This is a genomic window from Microcystis sp. LE19-131.1A (genome assembly GCF_027532015.1).
GTDB lineage: Bacteria > Cyanobacteriota > Cyanobacteriia > Cyanobacteriales > Microcystaceae > Microcystis > Microcystis ichthyoblabe_A.
In genome coordinates this window covers 1-1565 of sequence record NZ_JAPZSS010000150.1, presented here as the reverse complement: position 1 = coordinate 1565, position 1565 = coordinate 1, and the positions used below count along the sequence as shown (strand labels likewise).

Genomic DNA, 1565 nt, shown 5'->3' with positions numbered 1-1565 from the left:
AACGTCCCGTTAATTTCACCACCCCAATGCCCCCAAAGTATAGACCCAAGACCGCCCCTGCTAACAGGGATTGGGTGAGAGGATCTGTGGAAGGGGTTAAAATCGCGCCTAAAATCACCGCCCCCAAAACCACGAAACGCCACCCCGATAACATCGTTTGCGAGGAAATAATGCCCAAAAAGCTCAAAATCAATTGAATAACGGGAATTTGAAAGGCGATGCCGGGCCGGTACTAAACAGCAAAAGTAAGACAAATTCAAAATAGCGCTCGATCGACCAAGCTTGTTCAACCACTTCCGCCCCATAACTGACAAAAAAGTTTAAAGCGGCGGGAATCAGGGCAATATAGGCAAAAAATAAACCAGCAAAAAATAAAACACTCGAACCTAACACTACCGGGACAATTAAACGCCGTTCGCGACGGGTTAACCCCGGCAGCACAAAGAGGATAATTTGCAGGAGAATGACCGGACTAGCCACCAGTATGCCGCTATATCCAGCTACTTTTAGGGAGACGAAAAAAAATTCTCCTGGGGCCAACTGCAAAAATTTTACCCCTTGGGCGGGAACTTCCAGCACTTGCACTAGGGGTTTAACGAAGATAAAACATCCCACCGCACCCACAGCCACGGCAATTAAACTATAAAAAATCCGGCGCCGCAACTCCTCCAAGTGGTCAAATAAGGACATTTCCACTTCTCCGGGTAACTCATCGAGGAATTCAGGACTGTCTGGGGGTGGGGTTTTTACTTCTGTCGATGACATGGCTTTGGCTCGATCGTTCTCTACTCAAGCCTTTATCCTAGCATTGATAACCCTTAGCTATTAGCCGTCAGCTATCAGAATCATTCCAACATCGTCGGGTTTGCTCGGTGACAGGTTGCCAATCGAGTTTGAATTAAGTGGAAAATTCTCCCTGATAGCGATCGCACTATTCTCAGGGTTCAGGTGGAATCTGTAACTGCAAGTCTTCAATCAGTGACGGGATTTCAGCCTGAACCACATCCCATACAATATTGAGGTTGACATCATCATATTCATGTACTAACCGATTTCTCATTCCATTGATTTCTTGCCAAGCAATGTTGGGAAAGGTCTGGCGGGTTGTTTCGGAAACTCGTCTGGCTGCTTCGGCAATCACCAATAGCCGTCGAATGACTGAATCTTGAAGCTGCACATTGGCAACGAACTCAGCTTTTGAGCATTGAGCCGTGTAGGTTATGATCAGTTCTGCGGATTGCAGTATATCAAGCAGGAATTGAAGATCCCGTTGCATAAATCACCTGGGCAGAGGAAAGAATTTCGTGGCGACGTAAATAGTTACGGCTAGTTTCAATACCTTGGCGGGTAATCAGATCAATGTCTCGGTCAAACATAGTTTTTAATTCTGCTTCCATCTGATCGAGGCTGCTGAAGGTGGGGTGTGCCTCTGGGTGAAACTGCACCATAATATCAATATCGCTGTCGGGGCGAAAGTCATCGCGCAGGACAGAGCCGAAAAGGGCAAATTCCATCACTTGCCAGCGTTGGCAGAAATCAGCAATTTTTTCTGTCGGCAGATCGAT

At 46.8% G+C, this 1565-nt stretch carries 2 protein-coding genes and 1 pseudogene; all 3 read right to left on the bottom strand.

All coding sequences use genetic code 11. The features are described 5' to 3' along the window. A pseudogene (gene tatC, locus O9323_RS12045) lies at window positions 1-765 on the bottom strand (twin-arginine translocase subunit TatC); the annotation flags it as partial. A 172-nt stretch (window positions 766-937) separates the two neighbouring features. Further along, on the bottom strand, window positions 938-1276 hold the full coding sequence (locus O9323_RS12040) for a HepT-like ribonuclease domain-containing protein (RefSeq protein WP_149106453.1): 339 nt from the start codon (window positions 1274-1276) through the stop codon (window positions 938-940). Continuing rightward, the coding region (locus tag O9323_RS12035) for a nucleotidyltransferase family protein (protein WP_288125173.1) at window positions 1248-1565 on the bottom strand (318 nt) is incomplete at its 5' end. The genes O9323_RS12035 and O9323_RS12040, both read right to left, overlap by 29 nt.